Genomic DNA, 19,530 nt, shown 5'->3' with positions numbered 1-19,530 from the left:
AGATGCCGCCGCCGTTCTCGCAGGCGGTGTTGCCGGTGATGTGGGTGAAGGAGACGGTGACGTAGCCGCCGCTGCTGAACAGGCCGCCGCCGTTCCTCCCGGCGCGGTTGTCCGACAGCGAGGAGCCCTGGCCCTCCTTGCCGCCCCACGCCCCGGCGATCTCCACGACGCCGCGGTCGCGGCCGGGACCGGTCGGCGTCCCGGCGCGGCCCGTACCGTGCCGCACGCCGACGTCGTTGCCGTTGGCGACGCCGCCGCCGCTGCCGGCGGCGGTGTTGTCGTCGACCTGCGACTTCTCGATGGTCAGAAGGCCCCGGTTGAAGACGCCGCCACCGTCGCCCCGCGCGTGGTTGCGCCGGACCGTGCTGTCGGTGAGCCACACCCGGCCGAAGTTGGCCACCGCGCCGCCGTCGTGCTCGGCGTTGTTGCGGGTGAGATCGACCCGCCGGAGGTGGGCCTTGCCGCCGCGCTCGACAAGCAACGCGCCGCCGTCACCGGCGCCCCGGTCTCCGTCCGCGTCCGCCGGGCCCGTCGTCGCCTGTCGATCCGGGTACTCGGACACCGAGGCGTTTCCGCCGGAGACGGTCAGGTCTTCAAGGGTGAGGTGGCCGCCGGCGGCGACGCGGAAGATGCGGAAGGTGTCCTCGGCGTCGCGCCTGATGGTGGAGCCGTTGCCCTTGATGGCGACGTCCCGGGTGATCTCGGGCAGGCCGCCGCCGACCTTGCGGTCCTGGACGCCGAGTTCGTAGGTGCAGTTCTCGGCGAGATGGAGGGTGCCGCCGTGGTCGCGGTTGGTCAGTTCGAGCGCGTCGACCAGGGCGTCGTCGTCGCAGGGAACCTCGCGGTCCCTGCCGTGCTCGTCCTCGCCGCCCCACTCGCCCCGGGCCCGACGCTCCCCGCCGGGCCCGTCCCCACCCCTCGGGTCGGCGGCGGACGGGTGGTCGCCGGCCTCCCGCGGCGCGGCGGGGCGGTTCTCCGCCACCCGTTCCGGATCGCCGGCCCTGTCGTTTCGGGCGGCGAGGCCACCCAGCGCCGCCAGCCCGACGACCCCGGTCAGCCCGGCCACGCCGGTGGCGACCCGGAGTGCCCGCCGTCGGTTCGCCGGCGGGGCCACGATCGGCGCCCCGCGATCGGGTGCCGTTGTGTCGTTGGACATGCGCGCCCTCCACCCTTCGGAGTCTCCTCGAACGGGTCGTACCGCTATGAGCCGCACGAAAGGCTGCAAAACGGTTGCTGCCCCTGAACCACACCGTAGGAGAAGGATCCTCGCGAGAAGCACGTATCCGAAGAAAGCCCGCATAAAGGGCGTGGAAGGACGGCGGTGACACCAACGGCATCGGCCCCGCGACGCGGCTGGCGTCACGGGGCCGATGAGACGAACGGTCGGGGGGTCAGCCTGGCAGGCGCGGGCCCGCCTCGCGCTGCTCGGCCAGCCAGGTCTCCACCTCGCCCGAGGCCCGCGGCAGCCCGGCCGAGAGGTTCACCGGGCCGTCGGCGGTGACCAGGATGTCGTCCTCGATCCGGACGCCGATGCCGCGCAGCTCCTCGGGGACCAGCTCGTCCTCCGGCTGGAAGTAGAGACCGGGCTCGACGGTGAGCACGTACCCCTCGCCGAGCGGCCCGTCGCGGTACGTCTCCTTGCGCGCGTTCGCGCAGTCGTGCACGTCGATGCCCAGCATGTGGCTGGTGCCGTGCAGCGTCCAGCGGCGGTAGACCGTGGAGGCCGGATCCATCGCCTCGTCCACGCTCACCGGCAGCAGCCCCAGGTCCTTGAGCGCCTCGGCGAGCACCCGCATCGACGCCAGGTGGACGTCGCGGAACCCCACCCCCGGCTTGCACATGTCGATGCCGGCCTGCTGGGCGGCGTGGACCGCGTCGTAGACCTGACGTTGCAGCGGCGTGAAGCGGCCGTCGACCGGCAGCACCCGGGTGACGTCGGCGGTGTAGAGGTTGCGGTTCTCCACGCCCATGTCCATCAGCAGCAGGTCACCCGGGCGGGTGGCGCCGTGGTTGTGCACCCAGTGCAGGATCGTGGCGTGCTCGCCGGCCCCGACGATCGAGCCGTAGCCGACGTCGTTGCCGTCGTGCCGGGCCCGCAGCGCGAACAGCCCCTCCAGCAGCCGCTCGGAGATCGGCCGGTCGGCCGGCAGCGCGCGGGCCACATCCTCGAAGCCGCGCACCGTGGCGTCGCACGCCTCCTGGAGCTGGGCGATCTCCCACTCGTCCTTGACCAGCTTCTGCTCGGAGATCGCGATGGCCAACTCCCGGTCGCGGCCCGGCTGGCCCTCGGCGCGCGCGCCGTCGTACCGGCGCACGGCGGCGTCCACCCGGGCGTCGAAGCCGCGCAGCACCCGGGTGCGCCCCGGGGCCAGCTCGGCCAGCGCCGCGTCCAGCTCGCTCAGGTCGGCGGTCGGCAGGCCCAGCTCGGTCGACTTCTCGCGCAGGGTCGGCCGGCGACCCACCCACAGCTCGCCGTGGCGGCTGCGGAAGAACTCGTCGGTCACCCGGGACGACCGGGGCCGCATGTAGAGCGTGGCCTCGCCGCCCGGCCGCAGCACGAGGACGCTGTCGGGCTCCAGGTCGCCGGTCAGGTACGCGAAGTCGCTGCCCGGCCGGAACCGGTGCTCGGTGTCGTTGGCGCGGACCTTCTCGTTGCCGGTGGGGATGACGAGCGTCTCGCCCGGGAACGCCTCGGCCAGCGCGGCCCGTCGTTTGGCGTGGTTGGGCACCTCCGGGCGGGGTGCGACCGGCAGTTCGGTGTCCCGCCAGCCCTGCCGCATGAACGTCAGGAACGCCTCCGGGAAGTCGGGGTCGTGCGACTCCGTGCCGTCCGCCGCTTTGCCCTGTTGCGTCCGCTCCTCGGTCATGATCCGCCCCTCCCTGAGCCCCATCGCTGGTCCCGACGGTACCGCGCACACGTCGGCGGGGAGTGCCTGCGGTGCCGCGACGGCGGCTTCCGGCGCGTGGAAAGATGGCCGGCATGTGCGGACTCCTGGCCTTCTTCAGCGCGCGCGGTGACGCCGCCGCCCACCGCGACAACATCGCCGGCGCACTGGAGTGCCTGCACCACCGAGGCCCGGACGAGACCGGGGTCGAGGTGGTCGGCGACGCCTCCGGCCGGTACGCGGACGGTGTGTTCGCGCACAAGCGGCTGGCGATCATCGACGTGGCGCTCAGCCACGAACCCCTGCCCTACGCGGGCGGTCGTTACCTGCTCACGTTCAACGGCGAGATCTACAACTACATCGAGCTGCGCGACGAGCTGATCCGCGACTACGGCGCCCAGTTCGCCACCAACGGCGACGGCGAGGTGATCGTCGCCGGCTACCACTACTGGGGTGAGCGGGTGCTCACCAAGCTGCGCGGCATGTTCGCGTTCGTGATCTGGGACCGGCAGGAGCGGCGGGCCTTCGGCGCCCGCGACTACTTCGGCATCAAGCCGCTGCACTACCTCCAGACCGCCGACGGCCTCTACCTCGCCTCGGAGAAGAAGGCGCTGCTGCCGTTCGCGCACTCCGCCTACCAGGGCGACGCCGGGATCGACACGGCGAACCTGAGCCACTACCTGACCCTCCAGTACGTCCCGGAGCCGGGCACGCTGCACAAGGGGATCAGCCGGATCGGGTCGGGGGAGTACCTCACCTGGACCCCGGACGGCCGGATCGACGTGCGCCGCTGGTACCGGCCGGTGTTCCGCCCGGCCCCGGTCACCGACGAGCAGAAGCTCTACCACGAGATCCGGGAGACGCTGCGGGAGAGCGTCCGGATGCACATGCGCTCGGACGTGCCGGTCGGCTCGTTCCTGTCCAGCGGCATCGACTCCACCGCCGTGGTGGCGCTGGCCCGCGAGTTCAACCCGAACATCCTCACCTTCACGGTCGGGTACGACGTGCCCGGCTACTCCGAGATCGACGTGGCCCAGGACTCGGCCCGGCACCTCGACGTGACCACCATCCCGACCAAGATCGGGCCGCAGGACATGATCGACGCGTTGCCGAAGATCGTCTGGCACCTGGACGACCCGGTGGCCGACCCGGCCCTGGTGCCGCTCTACTTCGTGGCGAAGAAGGCCGCCGAGCACGTCACCGTGGTGCTCTCCGGCGAGGGCGCGGACGAGTTCTTCGGCGGCTACACGATCTATCGGGAGCCGCTCTCGCTCAGTTCGGTCAACGGTCTCCCGGACGGCGTGCAGAAGGGCCTGCGGGCCGTCTCCAAGGCCATCCCGCAGGGCGTCAAGGGCAAGAGCTTCCTGGAGCGCGGCACCACGCCGATCGAGCAGCGCTACTACGGCAACGCCCGGATGTTCACCGAGGAGGAGAAGCAGCACCTGCTGCGCCGCTACGACCCGTCGGTGCGCTACACCGACGTCACCGCCCCGATCTACGCCGAGTGCACCGAGCTGGACGACGTCACCAAGATGCAGTACGTCGACCTCTACACCTGGCTGCGCGGCGACATCCTGGTCAAGGCGGACCGGATCTCGATGGCGCACTCGCTGGAGGTCCGGGTGCCGTTCCTGGACCGGGAGGTGTTCAACGTCGCCGCCGGCATCCCGGTCGACCTGAAGCTGCCGCCGCGCTCCGAGGCCACCAAGTACGCCATGCGCCAGGCGTTGCAGGGCGTCGTGCCGCCGGCCATCGTCAACCGCAAGAAGCTGGGCTTCCCGACCCCCACCCGGGTCTGGCTGCGCGGCGAGATGTACGAGTGGGCCCGGCACGTGCTGGCCACCTCCGGCGCCGGCGACCTGATCGACCTGTCGTACGCGATGCGCCTGCTCGACGAGCACAAGCGGGAGGAGGCCGACCACTCCCGCAAGGTGTGGACCGTGCTGATCTTCTGCGTCTGGCACGCGATCTTCGTGGCGAAGACGCTCGACCCGGGCATCCAGCGCAACCAGTCGGCGCTGCTCACCAAGCCGGTCGTGGGCAGCATGGTCCGCTGATCCAGGCGTGACGAAGGGCCCCCGGCGCGCTGCCGGGGGCCCTTCGCTACCGCGGTGTCACCGGCCGGTGCAGGTGACCGTGGGCAGGGTGTTCTGGCCCGAGAAGTTCGCGGTGAAGCCGAACGTGGTGGTGCCCTCCGGCGCGACACTGCCGTTGTAGGCGGCGTTGGTGACCGTCACCGACGACCCGCTTCCGCTCAGCGTGCCGTTCCACACCTGGTTGATGGTCTGGCCGCTGGGCCAGGTCCAACTCGCGGTCCACCCGCTGTACGTGCGGGTGCTGTGGTTCATGATCATGACCTCGCCCTGGAAGCCGCCGCCCCAGGCGCTGACCACCTTGTAGACCGCCATGCAGTTGCCGGCCGGCATGGTCGGCGTCGGCGTGGGGCCGGTCGGCGTCGGCGTCGGGCTGGTGGGCGTCGGCGTCGGGTTGGTCGGGGTCGGGGTCGGGTTGGTCGGCGTCGGCGTCGGGTTGTTGCCCGAGCCGATGCCGGTCACCTCGCCGTTGCCGCCGTCGAACGTCACGTCCGAGCAGCCGAAGAAGTTCTCCTGGCTGTCCGAGCGGACCCACCGCGAGTAGATGATGTGCCGGCCGCTCTTGTTGCTCGGCAGCGTGCCGTTGAAGTAGTAGTGCCCGTCGTTGGTGCCGACCGCGCCGCTCTGCGGCGGGTTGGTCACCTGCAGGAACGGCTGCTCCTCCAGGTCGCTCCAGGCCAGCGCCCGGGTCGGGCTCCAGCTGTCCTTGGTGACGTAGAAGTAGAACGTGCCCGGGTGGTGCGCCCAGTTGCTGTAGCGGAACTCCATCGACCGCCCGGCCGTCAGGTGCGTGACCGGCCAGTCGTTGCGGGCCGCGTCGTAGCCGCTGAAGTTCGGGTTGCCGCCGCTGCACAGCTTGCCGTCGGGGATGAACCCGGTGGTCCGGCCGCCCGCGTCGGAGCGCAGCACGCTGAACCAGTTGTAGAGCGAGTTCGCCCCGTTCTGGGCGACCGCCGCGGAACAGGCGGGGTTGTTCGGCCGGATCTCACCGGTGCCGGTGAGGCCGTCCTTCCAACACAGGTAGGTGCGGGCGCCCGGCGTCATCGCCGCGCCGTGCGCGGCGGCCGGGTCGGGCCCGCTGGCCAGGGCGAACGCGCCCACGGCCAGGGTGAGGGCCGCGGTGACGAGCGCGGCCGTACGGGATCGGTGCACGGGGATCTCCTGACTCGCGGAGCGGCCCACCCTCGGCCTGCCCCGCTGCGACGAGCGGATGCGACGATCGCGGTGCCCGCGCCCGGCGGTCGGCGTGCGGCCGGGGCCGTCGGGGAACGCGCACTGCCTGCGGTCCGTGTCACGGACCGCGGATGCCCCTCGCGTCGGCTCGACCCGGCGGCGCGGCAGCCCACCGCGCCCTCCCGTCAGCGCAATCCCATCACGTCCGACCGCCGCACGCAATAGCCGCCGGTCGATGCGCGGGGGTTCCGTCGCGTCGGCTCCCGGCATGCGCCAGGATCGGGGGAGGACAACCGGGAGGAGCCAGCATGGGGTACGCGGTGGTGCTCGGCGAGGCGCTCGTCGACCTGCTCGACGCCGAGCACGATGGGGCGCCCGTCTACCGGCAGGCGGTCGGCGGCGGGCCGCTCAACGTGTCGGTGGCGATCGCCCGGCTCGGCGGGGACGTGCAGTTCGTCGGCTCGCTCGGCGACGACGCGCTCGCCGGCCGGGTCCGCGCCTTCCTCACCGACGCCGGGGTGGGCGTGGCCGGGGCGGTGACCGTGCCGGCCCCGACCGCGCTGGCCGTGGCCACCTTCGCCGGCCCCGAGCCGGAGTTCCGCTTCTACGGCGAGCCGCGCTCGTACGCCCTGCTCGGCCCGGACGACCTCGACGTGGCCCTGGTCGATGGCGCGGACGTGCTCTACTGCGGCTCGATCGTGCTGCTCGACCCGCCGGTGCTGGCCGCCGCGCGTCGGGCCTGGTCGATCGCCGGCGGGCTGCGCGTGTTCGACCCGAACGTGCGCCCGAGCCTGCTCACCGCGCCCGGCGCGCTGGACGGGCTGCGCGGGGTGGTCGCCGAGTTCGCCGCCGCGGCGCACCTGGTCAAGCTGAGCAGCGCGGACGCCCGGGTGCTCTACCCGGACGAGCCGGTCGAGGGTGTCGCCGCGTACCTGCGGGAACTGGGCGCGGCCACCGTCGTGGTCACGCTCGGCGCGGACGGCGCGCTGGTCGCCGCCGCCGACGACGTGGTACGCGTGCCCGCGCCGACCGTCGACGCGGTGGACGCCACCGGCGCTGGTGACTCGGTGATGGGCGCGCTGGTGGCGGAGCTGCTCGCCGCCGGAGAGCCGGCCGACGCGCGCGGCTGGCAGGACCGCGTGGCGTTCGCCCTGCGGGTCGCCGCGCTGGTCTGCGAGTCCCCCGGCGGCGCCACCGCCATGCCCACCCGCGCCGCCGTCACGGCCCGCTTCGCGTGAAAGGCCGGGCCCCCTGTTAACGCCTCCGGTAGAGGCGGGGCCCCCTGTTAACGCCGGGCTGGGCGGCCCGCGCCGGAGGTCAGCGGGGCCGGGCGAGCGTGCGGACGGCCAGCAGGGCGAGCGCGGCGGCGCCGGTCAGGACCACGGCCATCGGGAGGGCGCTGCCCTCGCCGCCGAGCCCGACCAGGGGCGCGGCGAGCGCGCCGACCACCGACTGGATGCCGCCCATCAGCGCGGCGGCGGTGCCGGCGTGCCGGGCGTGCGCGTCCAGCGCCAGCGCGGTGCTGTTCGGCATCACCATGCCCAGCGAGCCGACGAACACGAACAGCGCCACCGCGGTGCCGGCGAGGCTGCCGGTGAGCGCGCCGGTCAGCACGCCGAGCGCGGCGACCAGGCTGACCGCGAGCGTGGTGACCAGTAGCCGGCGCGGGCTGAACCGGTCGAGCAGCCGGGCGTTCGCCTGGCCGGTGGCGATCAGCGCGAGCGAGTTGACGCCGAAGACCACGGCGAACCCGACCGCCGAGACGCCGAAGACGTCCTGGAACACGAACGACGACCCCGAGATGTACGCGAACAGGCCGGCGAACGCGAAGCCCTGGGTCAGCGCGTACCCGAGGTAGACCCGGTCGCCGGCCAGCGCCCGCATGGTCCGCGCGGTGGCGGCGAGGCCGCCGGTGCTGCGGCGCTCGGCCGGCAGCGTCTCCGGCAGGCGCCGCGCGACCGCCACGGCGAGCACCGCCCCGATGACGGCCAGGGTGAGGAAGACCGCCCGCCAGGAGCCGAACCGGAGCACCAGGCTGCCGACGCCCGGCGCGGCCACCGGCGCCACCCCGAAGACCAGGGTGAGCCGGGAGAAGTACTTCGCGGCGTCCCGACCGGCGTAGAGGTCACGGACGACCGCGCGGGCCACCACGATGCCCGTGCCGCCGGCCAGCCCTTGGGCGAACCGCGCGGCGGCCAGCAGCGGGGCGCTCGGCGCCGCGGCGCAGGCCAGCGCCAGCACGGCGTACGCGACGACGCCGACCAGGACCGGCCGGCGTCGCCCCCAGCGGTCGCTGAGCGGGCCGGTGACCAGTTGACCCAGCGCCAGGCCGATCAGGCAGGTGGTCAACGAGAGCTGGATGCCGGCCTGGTCGGCGTCGAGTTCGCGGGTCATCGCCGGGAACGCCGGGAGGTACATGTCCAGCGAGAGCGGGCCGATCGCGGTGAGCGTGCCGAGCAGCACCAGCAGGCTCACGCCGCCGCCCCGTCCGGCGGGTCGGTCGACGGGTGGGCGCGCGGCGGGCCGCACGGTCTGGTGCACGAGAGGTCCCCCTGGATCCGGTGGTCCGGGTTACCTTATCTCTGTAGTCAGAACTGTTGCGATGTGAAGCAGGTGACTCGGTGACGGGCGACGAGGAGATCGCGCGGCTCGGCGCGGGGCTGGGGGAGCTGCACCGGCTGCTGCGCCGCCGGACCGTCGCCCGCGCCGACCGGGAGCCGCTGCCCGAGGCGCAGGTGGAGGTGCTCCTGCTGGTCCGGGCCACGCCGGGGATCAGCGGCAAGGAGGTGGCCCGGCGGCTCGGCACCGCGCCGAACACGGTCAGCACACTCGTCCGCGACCTCACCGACGCCGGGCTGCTGGTCCGCGACCGCGACCCCGCCGACCGCCGGGTTGTCCGGCTGGGCCTCACCGAGGCCGCCCGCCGACGGATGGCCGACCACGAGGTCCACCGCGCCGCGCTGCTCGCCGAGGCGCTCGCCGAGCTGGACCCGGTGGCCCGGACCGCCGTGCTGGCCGCCGCCCCGCACCTCGACGCGCTGCTCACCGCGCTGCGCGCCCGCCCCTGACCCGGGGCCGGGGATCGGGGACCGGGGCCGGGGCCGGGGCCGGGGCCGGGGCCGGGGACCGGCGGACCGCCTCCGGCCGTGCCGTCGAGACCGGGCCGAGCCGGGCGGCGATCAGGCCGTGCCGTCGAGGTCGGCGTAGCCGCGCCGGGCCGCGATCAGGCCGGGCCGGGCGCCGAACGGCGACTCCGCCGCCACCCGCTCCGGCGGGGCGCTGCCGGTGTGACCGGCCCGGATCAGCCACGCCTGCCGGGCGAGTTGGGCGTGCTGCTCGCGCACGAACGCCACGTCGACCGGCTCGCCGTGACCCGGCACCACCACGGTGGCCGGCGTGGTCAGCCGCAGCAGGTCGGCCACCGCGTCCGGCCACTGCAACGGGTACGACTCCTCGAACGCCGGCGGCCCGCTCTGCTCCACCAGGTCGCCCGCCACCAGCACGTCCGCGTCCGGCACGTGCACCACCAGGTCGGCGTCGGTGTGCCCGTGCCCGGGATGGCGCAGCACCACCCGCCGCCCGCCGACGTCCAGCACCGTCTCCTCGCGGACCTCGTGCGTCGGCGTCCGCAGTTCGGTGCGCGCCAGCTCCTCGGCCAACGCCGGCTGCTCGGCGCGCATCTCCTCGTACGCCGCCCGACGCAGCGCGTCGGGCTGGTCGCGCAACGCCGCGACGGCCTGGGCGTGCGCGTACACCTCGGTGCCCGGCTCGGCGGCCAGCGTGGCGTTGCCGAAACAGTGGTCGAAGTGGTGGTGGGTGTTGACGATCACCCACGGGTGCGGCGTCACCGCCCGGGCGGCCGACGCCAGCTCCCGCGCCTGCCCGGCGGTGGAGAGCGTGTCCACCAACAGCGCGGCGCCGTCACCGACCACCAGCACCACGTTGACCCGCAGCAGCGGCTCGCGCAGCAGGTGCACACCGGCGGCGATCTCGGTGAAGCGGACGGTCACGGCGTGCGCCCGGCCCGCTCGACGAAGCGCCGCCGGTCGACGAGCGCCCGCTCCACCCGCCCCTGCGCGGCCACCGCGGGCCCGTCCGTGACGGTCACCTCGAAGACCAGCCGGCGGCCGTCCACCTTCACCAGCTCGGCGTGCGCGGACACGGTCCGCCCGACCGGGGTGGCCGTCCGGTGCTCCAGCTCGACCCGGACGCCGACCGTGGTCGACCCGGCCGGCAGCCGGGCCGCGACGGCCGCCACGGTCGCCGCCTCGGCCAGCGCCACCACCCGGGGCGTGCCGAGCACCGGTACGTCTCCGGAACCCACCGCCTCGGCGGTGTCCGCGTCCGTGACGGTCAGCTCGACGCGGGCGGTCAGGCCCGGTGCGAAGGGCGACTCCGACTGCTCCTGCATGCGGCCGAGCCTAGTGCAGCGCGGTCCGAGTCGTACCGCGTCCGGGTGGCCGCCCGGACCGTTCCCCGGACGGTCGGCGTCGGCCGGCCGGACGCCCGCCGTTAACCTTGTCGGCGATGGCCGTGCTGACAGATCCCCCGCCCCCCGCCCCCGCCGGACCCACCGCCTCCCCCGACGGCGGGCGCCGTCGCGTGATCGCGATGGCTGTCTGGAGCGTCGCCTTCGTCGCCACCTGGCTCGCCATCGGCCTGCCCACCGACCCGGCGTACGCGTTCCTGTGGATCTGGGCCGGCACCGTCGCGTGGAACTCGAGCCGCCCGTGGCGCAGCCACCTGCGCTTCGCCCGGGACTGGATCCCGGTGGTGCTGCTGCTCGCCGCGTACAACCTGTCCCGCGGGTTCGCCGACAACGGCGCGACCCCGCACGCCATGGAGCTGATCGTCGCCGACCGGTTCCTCACCGGATGGGCCACCGGCGGTGAGGTGCCGACCGTCTGGCTCCAGCAGCGCCTCTACGACCCGAGCCAGGTGCGCTGGTGGGACGTGCTGGTGAGCTGGATCTACTTCTCGCACTTCGTGGCCACGCTGGCCGCCGCCGCGGTGCTCTGGATGCGCAACCGGCAGCGCTGGATCGGGTACATGGCCCGGTGGGGCTTCCTGTGCGCGGCCGGGCTGGTCACCTACTTCGTCTACCCGGCCGCCCCGCCGTGGTGGGCGGCCCAGAACGGGCTGCTGACCGAGGTCGCCCGGATCTCCACCCGGGGCTGGAAGGAGATCGGCATGCACGGCGCGGGCAACCTGCTCAACGCCGGGCAGATCGCCTCCAACCCGGTGGCCGCCATGCCGTCGCTGCACACCGCGTTCGCGCTGTTCGTGGTGCTGTTCTTCCTCCGCTCGGTGCGCAGGCGGTGGTGGCCACTGCTGCTGGCGTACCCGCTGGCCATGACGTTCACGCTGATGTACAGCGGCGAGCACTACCTGATCGACGTGCTGGTCGGCTGGGCGTACGTGGGAATGACGTTCCTCGTGGTCGGCCTGGCCGAGCACTGGTGGCGGGCCCGGCGGGACGGGACGCCGGCCGCCGTGACCGGCGTCACCGCGCCGGCCGCCGGCCCGGACACCACGCTCGCCGCCGACCAGGACACGGTGCCCGCCGACCGCCGCTGACCGGTGCCGGGTCAGCGGCTCCGGTCGGCCGCCCGCGCGGCCTGCGCCCGCGCGGTCAGCTCCGCGGCCAGCTCCCACGCGTCGGCCAAATCCCGGTCGACCGCCGCCGCGCCCGCCCCACCGGCGGTGTCCGCGTGCACGGTGGCCAGCCGCAGCCGGCGCTGCGCCGGCCCCTGGGTGACCCGCACGCTCTGGATCCGGGCGTACGGCACCAGCGTCACCGAGCGCGTCAGCAACCCGGATCGGGCCACGAAGACCCGCTCGTCGAGGCCGACGCCGACCACGGCCCGACTCAGCGGGCGCAGCCAGCGGGCCCGGCGCGGCGGCGGCGTGCCGGGCAGCGCGTCCAGCCGCACGCCGGGCAGCACCTCCGCCACCACCCGCTCGCCGGTGCCGGCGTCGCCGACCGGCAGCAGCCGGTCCGGGCGGTTCCGGTCGTCCGGCTCGCCGGCCGAGTAGCCGGCCACCTCCAGCCGCAGCCGCAACCAGCCCTTCATCCGCCAGAGCAGCGGCCAGGTCACCCCGACGGTCTGCACCCGGTGCAGCGGCACGGTCTGCACCCGCGTCTCCAGCAGCCCGTTGTGCACCCGGAGCGTGTCGCCGTCGGCGTCCAGCCGGAAGCTCCAGTCGTCGAGCACCCGGCGCACCGGTTGCAGCAGCACGCCGGCCATCGCGGTCAGCGTGCTGGCCACCGCGATGAACGACCAGGAACCCTCGGACAGGAACTGCGCCACCACGAACGCCACACCGAACGGCAGCAGGAACGCCTGCGGCGTGAGCAACTGGCTGACCAGCAGATCCTGATTGCGTACGGCGTGCAGCCGCCGGCCGGCCGGGGCGGGCGTGGGTGGCGCGCCGACCGTGGCCGGCGCGGACGCCGGGGCGCGGCCGGCGACGGCGAGCAGCCGCTGGCGCAGCGCGGCGGCCTCGGCCACCCCGAGGTACGCCAGCGGCGCCTCGGTCTTGCCGCCGCCGACCACCTCCAGCCGCAGCTCCGCCAGCCCGGTGAGCTGGGCCAGCAGCGGCCGGACCACCTCCACCGCCTGCAACCGCTCCAGCGGGATGGCCCGGGTACGCCGCCACAGCAGCCCCTCGTACACCCGCAGCTCCCGGCCGACCACGTGGTAACCGGTGTTCCACCAGCTCACCACGGACAGCACGGTGGCGCCGAGGACGAAGACCGCGACCAGCACGGCGAACCAGCCGAACCCGACCCGGGACAGGGTCGACCAAGAGAGCCCGGCGATCACCACGACCAGCGACTTCGCGCCGTGCAGCGCGGGACTCAACGGGTGCAGCCGCTGTCGCGGCTCCGTCTCGCCCGGCGGCCCCCAGGGCGCCGGCACCCACGCTCCGGGAGGCGGCGGCACCGGCTGCGGACCCGGGTCGGCCCACGGACCCGGGTCGGGCGGTGGGGCATGGTCGGGCGGTGGACCGTGGCCCGGCGGTGGCGGCCACGACTGCCCGTTCGTCACGGCTCGCTCCTCGCGCTCGCGGTGCCGTCCTTCGTTCGCGGCTGCGGGGCTCGCAGGACCGGCTCGCTCCTCGCGCTCACGGTGCCGTCCTTCGTTCGCGACTGCGGGGCCCGCAGGACCGGCTCGCTCCTCGCGCTCACAGGCCCTCCGCCCGGTCCTCGCCCAGCGCGGTGAGCCGGTCGCGCAGCCGCGACGCCTCGGCCGGCCGCAGGCCGGGCACCCGGGCGTCGCTGGCCGCCGCGGCGGTGTGCAACTGCACGGTGGCCAGGTCGAAGGCGCGCTCCAGCGGACCGGCGCTCACGTCGACGAACTGCATCCGCGAATACGGGACGATGGAGAGCCGCCGCACCAGCAGGCCGTGGCGCACCAGCAGGTCGTCGGCGCGCTCGGCGTACCCCCAGGCCCGGACCGCGCGCACGATGGTGACCACCCGCCACGCGGACAGCAGCAGCGCCACCGCGACGGCGGCGCCCAGCAGCCAGTGCCCGGAGAGCGCCCAGGCCGTGCCGAGCACCACGAGCGCCACGGCGAGACCGATGCCGAGCCGGATCAGCTCCACCCAGATCAGGTCGCGGGAGATCGGCTGCCAGCGGACCGTGTCCGGCCAGGGCTCCAACGGGCCGGGCGGGGACGCCGGCCGGCCGGCGGGGCCGTCGGCGCTCACCGGGGGGAACCGCCGCGTCCACCGGCGGCGCGGAATCCGATCGTCTGCGCGCTCACGCTTCGAGCGTAGGCGATCCGGGCAGCGGCACCACCTCGCGCAGGAAGCCGCGCGCGTCGAGGAAGTCACCCAGCGAGGCGCGGTGCGCCGGGCAGGCCAGCCAGGTCTTGCGCCGGTCGGGCGCGTGTAGGCGGGGGTTACGCCAGCGCAACTGGAACACCGCGGGGGCGCGACACCCCCGCGCCGAGCAGATCGGCGCGTCATCAGGGCGGGGAGTGGTCACCGGGGCGAGTCTAGAGCCGCACACCGGGGAGTTTTAGCGCCGGGCGGCCACGGGGGGAGCCGCCCGGCGACGGGGTGAATCGTACACGCGCCGGACCCCTTGTTGTCCACCCGTGTTCAGCGTTTTCCACCGGACTCCGACGGCGTGGCGAAAATCGTGCCTCTCCCACCCTCGGCTCTCAGCAAGGCATGACAGTCTTGACACGCACCACGCCGCGACGACTACCCAGCTGTGGAGGACCGGTGGCCCAGCCGACCACGCCCGACGTGCCGAACCCGACCGAGGCGACGCCGGACCCGCCGCCCGCGGCCGTCACCACCCCGGCGCAGGACGCCACGCTGCTGGAACGCGCGCTGTTCGAGATCAAACGGGTGATCGTCGGGCAGGACCGGATGGTCGAGCGGATGTTCGTCGCGCTGCTGGCCCGTGGGCACTGCCTGCTGGAGGGGGTGCCCGGGGTGGCCAAGACGCTCGCGGTGGAGACGCTCGCCCGGGTCGTCGGCGGGTCCTTCGCCCGCGTCCAGTTCACCCCCGACCTGGTGCCCGCCGACATCATGGGCACCCGGATCTACCGGCAGTCAAGCGAGAAGTTCGACGTCGAGCTGGGCCCGGTCTTCGTGAACTTCCTGCTCGCCGACGAGATCAACCGGGCGCCGGCGAAGGTGCAGTCGGCGCTGCTCGAGGTGATGAGCGAGCGGCAGGTCTCCATCGGCGGCGAGTCGCACCGGGTGCCCGACCCGTTCCTGGTGATGGCCACCCAGAACCCGATCGAGCAGGAGGGCGTCTACCCGCTGCCCGAGGCGCAGCGGGACCGGTTCCTGATGAAGATCGTGGTGGGCTACCCGACCGACGCCGAGGAGCGGGAGATCGTCTACCGGATGGGCGTGGCCCCGCCCGAGCCGGCCCGGGTGTTCGACACCCCCGACCTGATCGCGCTCCAGCGCAAGGCCGACCAGGTCTTCGTGCACAACGCGCTCGTCGACTACGCGGTCCGGCTGGTGCTGGCCACCCGCGCCCCGGCCGAGCACGGGATGCCCGACGTGGCCCAGCTCATCCAGTACGGTGCCAGCCCGCGCGCCTCGCTCGGCCTGGTCCGGGCCACCCGCGCGCTGGCGCTGCTGCGCGGCCGGGACTACGCGCTGCCGCAGGACGTGCAGGACATCGCGCCGGACATCCTGCGCCACCGGCTGGTGCTCAGCTACGACGCGCTCGCCGACGAGGTGCCGGCCGACCACATCGTGCACCGGGTGATGTCGACCATCCCGCTGCCCGCGGTGGCGCCCCGTCAGCAGGCCACACCACCGCCACCGGCCGTGCCGCACAACGGGTGGCCCGGGCAGCGCCCGTGACGCCGCCCACCCGGCTGCCGGCCGCCGGCGAGCGCTCCGGCGCCGTGCTGGCCCGGCTCCAGCTCATGGTCACCCGCAAGCTGGACGGGCTGCTCCAGGGCGACTACGCCGGCCTGCTGCCCGGCCCGGGCAGCGAGGCGGGGGAGTCCCGGGAGTACCGGCCCGGCGACGACGTGCGCCGGATGGACTGGCCGGTGACCGCCCGCACCACCATGCCGCACGTACGGCGTACGGTGGCCGACCGCGAGCTGGAGACGTGGCTGGCGGTCGACCTCTCCGCCAGCCTCGACTTCGGCACCGGGCGGTGGCTCAAGCGGGACGTGGCGGTCGCCGCGGTGGCCGCGCTGGCCCACCTCACCGTGCGCGGTGGCAACCGGATCGGCGCGGTGGTCGGCACCGGCGCGACCACCGGTGCGCCGGGGACGCTGCTGCGGCTGCCCGCCCGGGGCGGACGCAAGGAGGCGCAGGGGCTGCTGCGCGCCGTCGCCGGCACCGAGATCCGCCCCGGGCGCAGCGACCTCGGCGTGCTGGTGGACGCGCTCAACCGGCCGCCCCGGCGGCGCGGCGTGGCGGTGGTGATCTCCGACTTCCTGTCGCCGCCGGCGCAGTGGGGCCGGCCGCTGCGTAAGCTGCGGGTCCGCCACGACGTGCTGGCCGTCGAGGTGGTCGACCCGCGGGAACTCGAACTGCCCGACGTGGGGGTGCTGCCGGTGGTCGATCCGGAGACCGGGGAACTGCACGAGGTGCAGACCGCCGATCCGGGACTGCGCCGCCGGTACGCCGAGGCGGCGGCCGCCCAGCGCGGGGCGATCGCCGCCGAGATGCGCGCCGCCGGCGCGGCCCACCTGCGCCTGCGTACCGACCGAGACTGGCTGCTGGACATGGTGCGTTTCGTCGCCGCGCAGCGGCACGCCCGTACCCGAGGGACGACCCGATGATCCGTTTTCTGCAACCGTGGTGGCTGCTGGCCGTGCTGCCGGTGCTGGCGCTCGCCGCCGCGTACGTCTGGCGGCAGTTGCACCGCCGGCAGTACGCGCTGCGCTTCACCACCGTCGACCTGCTGCGTACCGTCGCGCCCAAGGGGCTCGGCTGGCGGCGACACGCGGCGGCGACCGCGTTCCTGCTCTGCCTGCTGGTGCTGGCCACCGGGCTGGCCCGGCCGGCGATCGACACCCGGGAGCCGCTGGAACGCGCGACCGTGATGCTCGCCATCGACGTGTCGTTGTCCATGCAGGCCGACGACGTGGCGCCGAACCGGCTGGAGGCCGCGCAGGAGGCGGCCAAGCAGTTCGTCGGCGAGCTGCCGGAGAGCTACAACCTCGGCCTGGTGTCGTTCGCCAAGTCGGCGAACGTGCTGGTGCCGCCCACCAAGGACCGGGGCGCGGTGACCACCGCCATCGACGGGCTGGTGCTGGCCGAGGCGACCGCCACCGGGGAGGCGGTGTTCACCTGCCTGGAGGCGATCCGGTCGGTGCCGGCCGACGGCGCCGCCGGCATCCCGCCGGCCCGGATCGTGCTGCTCTCCGACGGTTACCGCACGTCGGGCCGCTCCGTGGAGGAGGCGGCCGCGGCGGCGCAGGCGGCCAACGTGCCGGTCTCCACCATCGCGTTCGGCACCGACTCCGGCCAGGTGGACATCGGCGGCCAGCTCCAGCGGGTGCCGGTGGACCGCAGCGCGCTGTCCCAGCTCGCGGAGACCACCCAGGGCTTCTTCTACGAGGCCGCCTCGGTGAGCGAGCTGAAGCAGGTCTACCAGGACATGGGCAGCTCGATCGGCTACCGCACCGAGCCGCGCGAGGTCACCCAGTGGTACGCGGGGGTCGCGTTGCTGCTGGCGCTCTGCGCCGGGGCGTTGAGTCTGCTGTGGACGTCCCGGCTGATCTGAGCCGGTCCGGGCCGGCGGTGGTCAGTGACCGCCGCCGGCCAGTACGAACAGGACGGCCACCCAGACGGCGGCGAGGGTGAAGCCCAGCGGTGCGGCGTAACGGCTCATGGTTGTGCTCCGTGGCGACTTCGGCCCGGTGAGGCGGGCCGTGCGGGGGACCGGGAGGGACACACACGAAGTCGTGACCGGGTGCTCCGCCGCGCGGCAGGGCCACCCCCGGCGGTGGAGCGCCGGAGAGCGGGTGCGGTGCGGAGGGCGGGAAGCGGGTCAGCCGCGTCGACCGAGCCGTGGCTCAGCGGGGCTGACGGTGGGCCCGGCCACGACTGGGAGGATCGCTATCTCGCACAGCGATCACCTCCTGCGGTCGGCGGAGCCCGGAGCGCGGGCGCAGACCGGCCCGCAGACAGTGATCAGCGTACACCGGGGGTCGCGGTGTCGCGCGCCGGGCCGGGCGGGAGGGCGCGGCCTGCCCGCTGAGCTGGGCGGGTTAGCGCTTACCTGTCGGTAACCCCTAGGCTCGCCACCGACCAAGAGATCAGACCGAGCTTCAGGGGGACCCGTGGCCCGTACCGTGCTGGTGACCGGCGGAAACCGCGGCATCGGTCTGGCCATCGCGCAGGCCTTCGCCCAGCAGGGTGACCGGGTGGCGGTGACCCACCGGAGCGGGGACGCGCCGGAGGGGCTGTTCGGGGTGCGGTGCGACGTGACCGACGCCGAGTCGGTGGACGCCGCGTTCGCCACGGTGGAGGCCGAGCTGGGCCCGGTGGAGGTGCTCGTCGCCAACGCCGGCATCACCGACGACACGCTGATCATGCGGATGTCCGACGAGCAGTTCACCCGCGTGCTCGACACCAATCTGGCCGGCTCCTTCCGGGTCGCCAAGCGGGCCTCGACGAAGATGCTCCGGGCCAAGTGGGGCCGGATGATCTTCATCTCCTCGGTGGTCGGCCTCTACGGCGGCGCCGGCCAGGTCAACTACGCCGCGAGCAAGGCCGGCCTGGTCGGGGTGGCCCGCTCGATCACCCGTGAGCTGGGCGGGCGCAACATCACCGCGAACGTGGTGGCGCCCGGCTTCATCGACACCGACATGACCGCGGCGCTGCCCGAGGAGCGCCGCACCGAATACCGCAAGGCCATCCCGGCCGGCCGGTTCGCGCAGCCGGCGGAGGTGGCCGACGTGGTCACCTGGCTGGCCTCGGACGCGGCCGGGTACATCTCCGGCGCCGTCATCCCGGTCGACGGCGGCCTGGGCATGGGTCACTGACTGACGAGAGCACGGAGGAAATGCGCATGTCCGGACTCCTGGCCGGTAAGCGGCTGCTGGTCACCGGCGTCATCACCGACGCCTCGATCGCGTTCTCCGTGGCGAAGCTCGCCCAGGAGAACGGCGCCCAGGTCGTGCTCACCGGCTTCGGCCGCCTCTCCCTGGTGGAGCGGATCGCCAAGCGGCTGCCCGAGCCGGCGCCGGTGATCGAGCTGGACGTCAGCAACGACGAGCACCTGGCCGGGCTGGCCGACAAGGTGCGCGAGCACGTCGACGGCCTGGACGGGGTGGTGCACTCGATCGGGTTCGCGCCGCAGAGCTGCCTCGGCGGCGGGTTCCTCGACGCGCCGTGGGCCGACGTGGCTACCGCGTTGCAGGTCTCCACGTTCTCCTACAAGTCCCTCGCCATGGCGGCGTTGCCGCTGATGTCCGCCGGCGGCGCCGTGGTCGGCCTCACCTTCGACGCCACCAAGGCCTGGCCGGTCTACGACTGGATGGGCGTGGCCAAGGCCGGGCTGGAGTCCGCCTCCCGCTACCTGGCGCTGCACCTGGGCAAGCAGGGCATCCGCAGCAACCTGGTGGCCGCCGGCCCGCTGCGCACCATGGCCGCCAAGTCGATCCCCGGCTTCAGCCAGTTCGAGGACGCCTGGTCCGCGCGCGCGCCGCTGGGCTGGGACCTGTCCGACTCCGAGCCGGCCGCCCGGGCCTGCCTGGCGCTGCTGTCCGACTGGTTCCCGGCCACCACCGGCGAGATCGTGCACGTCGACGGCGGCTACCACGCCCTCGGCGCCTGAGGTGCAAGGCGGGGCCCCTTCTTAACGCATCCTGCATAAGAAGGGGCCCCGCCTAACATCCGTTACCGCGCTGAGCAGGGGGCGTCGCACG

17 protein-coding genes and 1 pseudogene are annotated in these 19,530 nt (G+C 74.0%); 9 read left to right on the top strand and 9 right to left on the bottom strand.

Annotation, left to right across the window (positions count from 1 at the left end; all coding sequences use genetic code 11):
- Positions 1 to 1,156: pseudogene (locus ACZ6O5_RS26530) on the bottom strand (hypothetical protein); the annotation flags it as partial.
- 235 nt (positions 1,157 to 1,391) lie between these two features.
- Positions 1,392 to 2,867: an aminopeptidase P family protein gene (locus tag ACZ6O5_RS26525; protein ID WP_465980427.1), complete on the bottom strand. Its 1,476-nt coding sequence runs from the start codon at positions 2,865 to 2,867 to the stop codon at positions 1,392 to 1,394.
- Between the two features lie 113 nt (positions 2,868 to 2,980).
- On the opposite strand from ACZ6O5_RS26525, the gene asnB reads away from it, so the two are divergent.
- The gene (gene asnB / locus ACZ6O5_RS26520) at positions 2,981 to 4,942 is read left to right on the top strand and encodes an asparagine synthase (glutamine-hydrolyzing) (RefSeq protein WP_281938697.1); all 1,962 of its coding nucleotides are present in this window, start codon (positions 2,981 to 2,983) and stop codon (positions 4,940 to 4,942) included.
- A gap of 57 nt (positions 4,943 to 4,999) precedes the next feature.
- Here the strand turns inward: asnB and ACZ6O5_RS26515 are convergent, their stop codons facing one another.
- Positions 5,000 to 6,130, bottom strand: a complete 1,131-nt coding sequence (locus ACZ6O5_RS26515; protein WP_465980426.1) for a lytic polysaccharide monooxygenase auxiliary activity family 9 protein — start codon at positions 6,128 to 6,130, stop codon at positions 5,000 to 5,002.
- Positions 6,131 to 6,459: 329 nt separating this feature from the next.
- On the opposite strand from ACZ6O5_RS26515, the gene ACZ6O5_RS26510 reads away from it, so the two are divergent.
- On the top strand, positions 6,460 to 7,389 hold the full coding sequence (locus ACZ6O5_RS26510) for a carbohydrate kinase family protein (protein ID WP_465980425.1): 930 nt from the start codon (positions 6,460 to 6,462) through the stop codon (positions 7,387 to 7,389).
- A gap of 79 nt (positions 7,390 to 7,468) precedes the next feature.
- Here the strand turns inward: ACZ6O5_RS26510 and ACZ6O5_RS26505 are convergent, their stop codons facing one another.
- Positions 7,469 to 8,692 carry a multidrug effflux MFS transporter gene (locus tag ACZ6O5_RS26505; protein ID WP_465980424.1) on the bottom strand — a complete coding sequence of 408 codons (1,224 nt, stop codon included), beginning with the start codon at positions 8,690 to 8,692 and terminating at the stop codon, positions 7,469 to 7,471.
- Positions 8,693 to 8,772: 80 nt separating this feature from the next.
- On the opposite strand from ACZ6O5_RS26505, the gene ACZ6O5_RS26500 reads away from it, so the two are divergent.
- Positions 8,773 to 9,219 carry a MarR family winged helix-turn-helix transcriptional regulator gene (locus tag ACZ6O5_RS26500; RefSeq protein WP_465980423.1) on the top strand — a complete coding sequence of 149 codons (447 nt, stop codon included), beginning with the start codon at positions 8,773 to 8,775 and terminating at the stop codon, positions 9,217 to 9,219.
- Between the two features lie 111 nt (positions 9,220 to 9,330).
- Here ACZ6O5_RS26500 and ACZ6O5_RS26495 read toward each other — a convergent pair whose 3' ends face one another.
- Together ACZ6O5_RS26495 and ACZ6O5_RS26490 are read right to left on the bottom strand one after the other, a co-directional pair.
- Positions 9,331 to 10,161, bottom strand: coding sequence for an MBL fold metallo-hydrolase (locus ACZ6O5_RS26495; RefSeq protein ID WP_465980422.1), 831 nt, complete (start codon positions 10,159 to 10,161; stop codon positions 9,331 to 9,333).
- A complete protein-coding gene (locus ACZ6O5_RS26490) occupies positions 10,158 to 10,562 on the bottom strand; it encodes a thioesterase family protein (RefSeq protein WP_357306580.1) in 405 nt (134 codons plus the stop codon). The genes ACZ6O5_RS26495 and ACZ6O5_RS26490 overlap by 4 nt, the downstream gene beginning before the upstream one ends.
- 116 nt (positions 10,563 to 10,678) lie before the next feature.
- On the opposite strand from ACZ6O5_RS26490, the gene ACZ6O5_RS26485 reads away from it, so the two are divergent.
- Complete coding sequence (locus tag ACZ6O5_RS26485; RefSeq protein WP_465980421.1) at positions 10,679 to 11,728, top strand: phosphatase PAP2 family protein; 1,050 nt, start codon at positions 10,679 to 10,681, stop codon at positions 11,726 to 11,728.
- Between the two features lie 11 nt (positions 11,729 to 11,739).
- Here the strand turns inward: ACZ6O5_RS26485 and ACZ6O5_RS26480 are convergent, their stop codons facing one another.
- The 3 genes from ACZ6O5_RS26480 to ACZ6O5_RS26470 form a co-directional block, all read right to left on the bottom strand.
- A complete protein-coding gene (locus ACZ6O5_RS26480; RefSeq protein ID WP_465980420.1) occupies positions 11,740 to 13,203 on the bottom strand; it encodes a PH domain-containing protein in 1,464 nt (487 codons plus the stop codon).
- A 136-nt stretch (positions 13,204 to 13,339) separates the two neighbouring features.
- Positions 13,340 to 13,867, bottom strand: a complete 528-nt coding sequence (locus ACZ6O5_RS26475; RefSeq protein ID WP_396771825.1) for a PH domain-containing protein — start codon at positions 13,865 to 13,867, stop codon at positions 13,340 to 13,342.
- Between the two features lie 52 nt (positions 13,868 to 13,919).
- Positions 13,920 to 14,147: a hypothetical protein gene (locus ACZ6O5_RS26470; protein WP_107156855.1), complete on the bottom strand. Its 228-nt coding sequence runs from the start codon at positions 14,145 to 14,147 to the stop codon at positions 13,920 to 13,922.
- Between the two features lie 242 nt (positions 14,148 to 14,389).
- On the opposite strand from ACZ6O5_RS26470, the gene ACZ6O5_RS26465 reads away from it, so the two are divergent.
- From ACZ6O5_RS26465 to fabI, 5 genes are all read left to right on the top strand, one after another.
- Positions 14,390 to 15,496 carry an AAA family ATPase gene (locus ACZ6O5_RS26465; protein ID WP_465980419.1) on the top strand — a complete coding sequence of 369 codons (1,107 nt, stop codon included), beginning with the start codon at positions 14,390 to 14,392 and terminating at the stop codon, positions 15,494 to 15,496.
- Positions 15,475 to 16,434 (top strand): DUF58 domain-containing protein, encoded by a 960-nt coding sequence (locus tag ACZ6O5_RS26460; RefSeq protein WP_465980418.1) that lies wholly within the window; start codon positions 15,475 to 15,477, stop codon positions 16,432 to 16,434. Before ACZ6O5_RS26465 ends, ACZ6O5_RS26460 begins: the two co-directional genes overlap by 22 nt.
- On the top strand, positions 16,431 to 17,381 hold the full coding sequence (locus ACZ6O5_RS26455) for a VWA domain-containing protein (RefSeq protein ID WP_107156857.1): 951 nt from the start codon (positions 16,431 to 16,433) through the stop codon (positions 17,379 to 17,381). The genes ACZ6O5_RS26460 and ACZ6O5_RS26455 overlap by 4 nt, the downstream gene beginning before the upstream one ends.
- Positions 17,382 to 17,940: 559 nt before the next feature.
- Positions 17,941 to 18,645, top strand: coding sequence for a 3-oxoacyl-ACP reductase FabG (gene fabG, locus ACZ6O5_RS26450; protein ID WP_465980417.1), 705 nt, complete (start codon positions 17,941 to 17,943; stop codon positions 18,643 to 18,645).
- Between the two features lie 26 nt (positions 18,646 to 18,671).
- Entirely contained in the window at positions 18,672 to 19,439 is a 768-nt protein-coding gene (fabI, locus tag ACZ6O5_RS26445) for an enoyl-ACP reductase FabI (protein ID WP_465980416.1), read from the top strand.
- Positions 19,440 to 19,530: the final 91 nt, after the last annotated feature.

This window comes from Micromonospora sp. NPDC049201, assembly GCF_055586805.1.
The sequence above is the reverse complement of the archived record's forward strand: the minus strand, read 5'-3'. Positions and strand labels throughout refer to the sequence as shown.